General features: G+C 63.2%; 8 protein-coding genes. 2 read left to right on the top strand and 6 right to left on the bottom strand.

Annotated elements, in window-relative coordinates; genetic code table 11:
• Positions 1-98 precede the first annotated feature (98 nt).
• From VK533_RS00255 to VK533_RS00245, 3 genes are read right to left on the bottom strand one after another with little or no spacing between them, the layout of a single operon-like run.
• Positions 99-1001, bottom strand: a complete 903-nt coding sequence (locus VK533_RS00255) for a PEP-CTERM sorting domain-containing protein (protein WP_324373848.1) — start codon at positions 999-1001, stop codon at positions 99-101.
• Between the two features lie 38 nt (positions 1002-1039).
• Positions 1040-1330: a hypothetical protein gene (locus VK533_RS00250; RefSeq protein ID WP_324373846.1), complete on the bottom strand. Its 291-nt coding sequence runs from the start codon at positions 1328-1330 to the stop codon at positions 1040-1042.
• A complete protein-coding gene (locus VK533_RS00245) occupies positions 1327-3354 on the bottom strand; it encodes a portal protein (protein WP_324373844.1) in 2028 nt (675 codons plus the stop codon). Before VK533_RS00245 ends, VK533_RS00250 begins: the two co-directional genes overlap by 4 nt.
• 202 nt (positions 3355-3556) lie before the next feature.
• Between VK533_RS00245 and VK533_RS00240 the strand changes: the two genes are divergently transcribed.
• Positions 3557-4168 carry a PEPxxWA-CTERM sorting domain-containing protein gene (locus VK533_RS00240; RefSeq protein ID WP_324373842.1) on the top strand — a complete coding sequence of 204 codons (612 nt, stop codon included), beginning with the start codon at positions 3557-3559 and terminating at the stop codon, positions 4166-4168.
• A gap of 111 nt (positions 4169-4279) precedes the next feature.
• Positions 4280-4612, top strand: coding sequence for a GFA family protein (locus VK533_RS00235; protein WP_324373840.1), 333 nt, complete (start codon positions 4280-4282; stop codon positions 4610-4612).
• Positions 4613-4685: 73 nt separating this feature from the next.
• Here the strand turns inward: VK533_RS00235 and VK533_RS00230 are convergent, their stop codons facing one another.
• From VK533_RS00230 to VK533_RS00220, 3 genes are read right to left on the bottom strand one after another with little or no spacing between them, the layout of a single operon-like run.
• Entirely contained in the window at positions 4686-5150 is a 465-nt protein-coding gene (locus VK533_RS00230; RefSeq protein WP_324373838.1) for a hypothetical protein, read from the bottom strand.
• 50 nt (positions 5151-5200) lie between these two features.
• Positions 5201-5950 carry a hypothetical protein gene (locus tag VK533_RS00225; RefSeq protein WP_324373836.1) on the bottom strand — a complete coding sequence of 250 codons (750 nt, stop codon included), beginning with the start codon at positions 5948-5950 and terminating at the stop codon, positions 5201-5203.
• Positions 5928-6356 (bottom strand): hypothetical protein, encoded by a 429-nt coding sequence (locus VK533_RS00220; protein ID WP_324373834.1) that lies wholly within the window; start codon positions 6354-6356, stop codon positions 5928-5930. Before VK533_RS00220 ends, VK533_RS00225 begins: the two co-directional genes overlap by 23 nt.
• Positions 6357-6714 lie beyond the last annotated feature (358 nt).

The raw sequence follows: 6714 nt of genomic DNA, 5'->3' as shown, positions 1-6714 counted from the left end.
AATTTTGAGTTTGTTTGAGTTTTGCCCTCACCGCCGTGGGGATCGGCCTTAGGCTGCGCCGCCGCGCCTTCCGCGCCGAATAATGCCGAATAATAAGGTCAGCGCTGTTCCGCTCGCGTCGCCGGCGTGCGCGGCTGACCGGTGAGCGCTTCCGCCGCGATCCTTTGCAGCGCGACCGTCGTCGTCCCGCTGAATCCCAGTTCGTCCGCCGCCCGCTCGCGCGGCCCCAAGGTGCGCGGGTCCACCCCCGTCACCCGCCCGAAGATCGTCAGCGCCGCCAGATAATAGCCGTACGCGCTCGCGTGATAATGGTCCCACGTCCACAGATCGATCTTGCCGAACGCCGTCCCGTCATAGGGATTGGGGTCGGCCAGGCCCTGATCGATCGCGCGCACCCACGCTTCGCCCACCGGTGCGGTCCCGCCGATGTCGCGGCTCGCCAGGATCGCGGCCGCATTGGCGCGCTCGATGTCGTCCGCCATCGCCGATACCGGCTTGCCGTGCCAGTGCGCGCCCGCCGGATAGATCTGGTCCGCGCGCGGCCAGGTCGTTTCCAGCAGCACGCGCGCCGCCGGATTGGCCGCCTTGAACATCGCCGCCAGCCGCCCCGCGTCGCGCACATGCGCCGATGAATCTCCGGGATTTGCCCGGTCGAGCGTGCTGTAATCCTGCAGCAGCACCACATCCCACGCGCCCGCCAGTTCGGCTCTCTTGTTGGCCAGGTGGAAGCTCAATTCCTGCCCGCCGACCGTCTCCAGGCTCACGTCCCAGTCGAGGCCCGCCTGCATCGCGAACATCTTGAACAAGGCCGGTACGCCGCCCTGGCCGCCATGGTTGAGATCATGCACCAGCTCGGGGTGCAAGAACCGCACCGCCGATCCCGCGCCGAAGGTGAAACTGTTGCCGACGAACAGCATCCTCTCGGCCGATGCCGGCGTGGCCGCCGCCAGCAGCGCGCAGCCCGCTATCCCAAATAACTTTCGGAGCAATCGCGCGGTCATCGCGCGTCCTTTAGCCTGATGTCGTGCCTCCGCAACATTCACAGAAACCGCCGCCGCGCCTCCGGCAGCCGCGCGATCCGTTCGGCATGGTCCTGCGCCGCCTGCTCCAGTCGTCCGGCGGCGATGATGTGGCGGATATGCTCGTCCACCTGTGCCACGATCTTCCCCGCCATGCCGAGTTTGAGCAACGCGCTTGTATCGTTCGGCATCAATTCGCTCGCCCGATCGAAATAGGCGCGGCGCAGCGTGTCGAGCACCTCGCGCAGCCCGCCATCCTCCTCGTAAAATTCCCGCCAGCGATGGGCGCGATGGACCGCATCCTCGCTCACTGGTCGAGCGCTCCGCCCGGCCGCATCGCCCCGATCGCGTCGTCGGGGGCCGGCCGCCGCCCGCGCGGCCGTCGCCGTCCGCTTTGCTCGGCATGGAAGCGCCGTTCCGCCAGATCATATTCCAGCACCATCCGCTCGCGTTCCAGCGCGGCTTCGGCCGCCGCCTTATCCCGCTCGAGCTGCAGCTTCGCCGCCTTATGCTGCTGCCCCAGCGCCAGTTCGGCCTGCGCCTTCTGTCGATCCAGCATCAGCCGCTGCGCCGCCGCCTGCACGTCCGCCTGCGCCTTCGCCAGATCGGGATGCGGTGCCCCTTGCCCCGCCGCCTGCCCCTCGGGGCTGGCCGGATCGAGGAAATAATCGGTCGGAATCCCCAGGCCCGCGTCGCGCACCATCGCCGCCAGGTTCTTGAACAGGTTGCGCTTGCTGGCGAGCCCGACCGGCAGCGCCTCCTTCTGCATGTCGAGCATCTGCGCGCGGTACGCGAGCCGCTGATCCTTGCGCCCCGATCCGAGCCCAACCCGCACGTTCGCCGCCAGCCCCGTCGGCCAGCTGCGCGGATCGACTGTCCGCGCCTGCCCGTCGATCTTGACCGCAAGTCGATCGCCCACCGCCGCCATCAGCCGCAACTTCTTCGCAAAAAGCCGGGCCAGCGCTTCGGCGAAATTGCGCGCGACATATTCCTCCATCTGCTGGCCCTGTGCCTGCAGCAACGCCGTCCCGGTCGCGGTCTTGTTGAGCGCGTCCGCATCCAGCCCCTGGTTCAGCCGCGTGATCCCCGTCCGGCTCTCGCGCTCGCCGGTGATATATTGCAGCATCGTCATGCCTTTCGACATGTCGAACGCCTCGTACAAGGGCTCGGGCTTGCTCGCCCCCTTGCCGCGCACGATCCCGCCCGGCCGCACCGTCAGCAGATCGTCGATCGTATCCTCGGTCATGCAATCCTGCGGCACGTACATGCGCGGATTGTTCGTCAGATACAGTCCGTTCAGCTGTTGCCGCAGGATCACCGATTTCACCCGCTGCAGATCCATCACCTTGTCGGCCAGGCTGTGCCCGACCAGCCGGTGCGCGCGCGGGAACGGGCACCACACCACGAACGGCGCCTCGTCCACTTCCTCGACGTCGAGCACGACATCGTCGACGCGAAACACTTTCACCAATTCGGCCACGCCGTCCCCGTCGAGGTCGACGCGCTTATATTCCTCGCGCAGCCAAACCCGCCGGTTGCCCGAGTTCGTCACCTGCGTCTCGTCCAGCCAGCGCGCGGTCGATCGGCTGTCGAGCGATATCGTCATCGCATCCGCCGGCAGACCTTCCACCAGATCGCGATCGAACCCCATCTCGATCAGATCGGAAATGCTCTTCGCCGATCGATGGCACAGATAATCCGCATCGTCCTCGTGCCGCGTCCGGCTCGCGAACAGGAATTCCTCGCTCGGCACCGGATAATCGACGAACCGCGTCTCGCTCGTCCGCTCCGCGATCTCGACATGGAAGCTGCCGTCGCCCTGGTCGGTCGCCGCGCTGATCTCCGCGCCGCTCGCATGGAGCAACGCCAGCTCCTCCTCGCCGAAAATCCCGCGATGCTTGCGCACGATCTCGCGGCGCTCGGCGCAGGTCTTGGCGATCCCGATCTTCTCGATCAGCCCCGACTGGATCCAGTCGTGGATCACGCGATAGCCATCCTGCTGCTTCAGGAAGCAGTATGTCACCGCCGCCGTCGCCTCCTCGGCCGCCGCCTCGCTGTCGGCTTCCGCGCTCTCGAACTCCACCACCCGGTCGCCGGCGACGATCGTGCGCGACACGCTGATCGTCATATAATCGACCACCTCGGCCACCTCGGGCGTCACCACCTGGCTCAGCCCTTCCTCCTCGTCGCCGAACGGCCGCGCCTCATAATAATCGATCGCCACCGCCTGCTCGTCGGCCAGCGTGCTGTCCCGGAAGGAAAGCGCCATCCGCTCATCCTCCGCCAGCATCGCCGCCAGTTCGGCATGCGAAAGCGGCGCGTCCAAAGTCGCCATCGGGTTCTCCTGATATGAATCGTCGTCAGCCCGGCGCGGGCGCGGTTAACGAAGGCTCTGCGCGTGCTGGCGTGGTGGGCGGCAAATAAAGTTAATTATCTCCGTCACTTTCACGGAATCGTCACGCGACCATCATGGAGCGCCCCTAGCGCCGCCCATGGCGCGCCATTCTGGTGTGCTGCATTTTTTGGGATCTTGAGCGATGAAAATCAAAGCGATGACGCATGCCCTGGCCGCCTGTGCCCTGGCGTCGATGGTGCCGATCGCAAGCGCGCATGCCGGCGTGACCTACACCTACACCGGCGCTGATTTCACCAACATCACGCACGATGCCAGCGCGCAATCGCACTTCACGACGTCGGATAAGATCACCGGCTCGATCACGTTCAACACGCCGCTCGGTGATAACCTCAACTTCTCCAACCAGGCTGGCAACCTCGCAAACTTCAATTTCAACGCCGGCGATTTCGGGCTCTCGACCGATTTCGTCGCGTCATACTTGCCAACCTGCGGCTGCTCGTTTTTCCTCAACAGCCTGTTCATCGACACCGACGCGTCAGGCAACGTCAAGGGTTGGCTGATCAGCCTCGGTCTTGGCGGCTATGGCAGCATCTTCCTCGAAGGCGGGACTGAGGGCAGTCGTAGTCAGGCTATCGCCTATCCGACCGAAACCGGCCTGGTGAACGCGTCGGGCACCTTTGCCCCGGCCGCCGTTCCGGAGCCCGCGTCTTGGGCGCTCATGCTCGGCGGCTTCGGCATGGTCGGCGGCGCGATGCGCGCGCGCCGCAAGAAAGTTGCGGTCAGCTTCGCCTGATCTATCCCTCAAGTAGAAAGAAGGGCGCTCCCGGCAACGGCGAGCGCCCTTTCCTTTTTGAACGCTTTCGGCCCAATTGCGGCCATTCCCAAATCGCCATAAAAAGCCGCCATGGGCGTCCAGGGAAGCTGTCATTGCGGTAACGTGCGGATAGAGCTGCCAGGCAAGCCCGCCTGGGTTGCGGACTGTAACTGCTCGCTGTGTCGCAAGCTCGCATGGCGTGTCGCCTATTTCCCGCCGGATCAGGTCCGCATTTCGGGCGAGACGACCGCCTATGTGTGGGGCGATCGCATGATCGGCATCCACCATTGTCCGGTCTGCGGCTGCGGCACCCACTGGCAGTCTCTCGGCGAAGATTTTGGCAAGATAGGCATCAATGCGCGCCTGCTCGACGATTTCGATGAAAGCGCCATCGAGGTGCGGAAATTCGACAACGCGGATTAGGTCCCTCGGCAACCTCCGCTTTCCACCAAGTCTGCTAGTGGATGCCAGATTGGTCGGTCAGACAGGCTGTCGGTTAAGCGGCTTTGTCTTCCCAGATTCTCGCCGGCGCAAGTAGGGCGACCAAATCGCGGTGAACCTTTACAAAGCGCGCGTCACCTTCAGAAAATCCCGCGGCAATCATCTGTTTGCAGAGTGCTATGTGTGCGTGCGCTGGATGCTTGTTGCCATCCTGATCGCAGTCACATTCGTCCACCACGCAGAAGGCGCGAATGCCTCCTTCAATCTGGATTTCCCGTATTTGCTCGGCGGTCTTAGCCGAGATAGCGAAAAGTCGTTGCTCGGGTCGGCCCGCAGCCAGAATCGTAATAAGGTCAGCCACCTCAATTCCCGGTGGATTAAGCCGCCAGACAGAACATTGGCCTGCGAATAGGCTGGCCCTTGAGATCAATCCGTTTTTGATGCTCAGGGTTTTTGCATTGCCATGCGATGGCGAAAACGCTCCGCGCGCAATGTGCTCATCGTCGGCAATCACGCCCAAGGAGACACTGTCTTGCTGGACAAGCTCTCTAGGGCAGCCCTCGCAGCAGGTCACGATTGCGCGAGATTATTCGCAAAATGAGCAATCCGCTCAGCTATCTGTGGTCGGTCAACGATTACCTGTTCCCACAGGGCGACGTCGGCGCTCGGTGAAATTGTCCCGATCACCTTCCCGTTTCCGAGAAAAGTAAGCGCATGAGAGTGGCCTGCGTGGTCCCAAATCAGCGCCACGGTGCCGTCGTCGTCGACCTCAATCTGTGGGCTCGGCAACTCGACTGACGCGGCGCCGAGGGTTAGCGCAACGTCGGAGCGAACAGCAACGCTCGGGGCGAGCGACCCACTGCCGTTCCAGCCGTCTTGCAATTCGCCGAGCGCGGCGTCGATGTGGCTCACCGAAGCAGATACGCGCTGCAGCGCGCTTTGTGACTCGTCAGCATAGTTAGCGTGCAGCCACCATTGCTCAGATCCCCGGCGAACCGACGACCAGTTTTCCAACTCCAGCCAGCCCCATTCATCCAAAGCATCCTCGACTGGATAGCTCGTGAAGGTTGAGGAGGGGTTAGCAAAGTTGACCGGCTCGAATCCTGCCGCGGCGCTAACCGAGTTTTCGATCCTGACGCTCGGGAACGTACGACGGAATTGTGCCGCGCGGTTGGTACGATTGGCGGCCGATTGGGCGCGCTCAATCAAATCGGCAAGCCGGTCGGCCTGTTCGCTCGCGGTCTGCGAGGAAGAAGCGACGCATACCACGCGGGCAGGCGTTGATGCGCTGGCAAGATCAAGCGGCGGTAAGACGGGCATATCCGGAGGATATAATCTCGGCTACTTCGGCCGCAAGGAGATCAAATGCCAAGTTGGCATCATTGAGATCGAACGTTGGCGCTGTATTGACGTCTGCCATCAGCGCCAGCCCATGCTCGACGGCTGTTACGACCGGCGTCGCGACCCCGTCCGGGCCGATTTGCACGGCCAGTAATTGCATCTGTGTCGTCGCCCAGCGGCAAAGCCTGTTTATTTGGCCTTGGTCGACGGTGCGCGAAACATTTAACTGCAGGGTGAGGTCGATCGCCGTGTCTGGAAATTGAGCCTGATTCAAAACCTGGCGAAACAAATCTGCCGCACCTGAAGCGCTTGCCGCCATCTTGATCATGTTCGCGACGATAGCGACGCGCACGGGTTTAGTGGTGGAAGCCAGCTTTTTCGCCAATTCGACCCCGTAGCTCAACGGGGAGTTCAGATCTGCTATTAAAGCGGGCCCGCCTGCGTGTGGCGACCGGTCGGGCGCGGATAAAACTAGATCCCAACGCGCCGGTGATGCTGTCAACGCTACTTGGAAACCACCCGCTTGGCCGCTCGCGGTCGCGCTCGGTGGTTGCCCAGGAGGGCCTGGCGCGTATGCGATGGGAGGAGTGCCGAAGAGGCTCTGCCAGGGGGAGAAGGCTTCAGGCGCGGCTGATGCCGTGGGCGTAAAGACCACGAATTGCAGCGATTGTACGGACCAACCGATAGGTGCAGCGCTCCCCATAACGGGCGTTTAACCCGACTTCCGCGTGAGTCCAGCATGT

It is taken from the genome of Sphingomonas sp. (genome assembly GCF_035317925.1).
Taxonomy (GTDB): Bacteria; Pseudomonadota; Alphaproteobacteria; order Sphingomonadales; family Sphingomonadaceae; genus Sphingomonas_I.
This window is presented reverse-complemented; position numbering and strand designations above follow the sequence as displayed.

Coding starts and splice junctions, on each gene's coding strand:
- VK533_RS00255 (WP_324373848.1), bottom strand. CDS start 1,001: ATGACCGCGCGATTGCTCCGAAAGTTATTTGGGATAGCGGGCTGCGCG.
- VK533_RS00245 (WP_324373844.1), bottom strand. CDS start 3,354: ATGGCGACTTTGGACGCGCCGCTTTCGCATGCCGAACTGGCGGCGATG.
- VK533_RS00240 (WP_324373842.1), top strand. CDS start 3,557: ATGAAAATCAAAGCGATGACGCATGCCCTGGCCGCCTGTGCCCTGGCG.
- VK533_RS00235 (WP_324373840.1), top strand. CDS start 4,280: ATGGGCGTCCAGGGAAGCTGTCATTGCGGTAACGTGCGGATAGAGCTG.
- VK533_RS00225 (WP_324373836.1), bottom strand. CDS start 5,950: ATGCCCGTCTTACCGCCGCTTGATCTTGCCAGCGCATCAACGCCTGCC.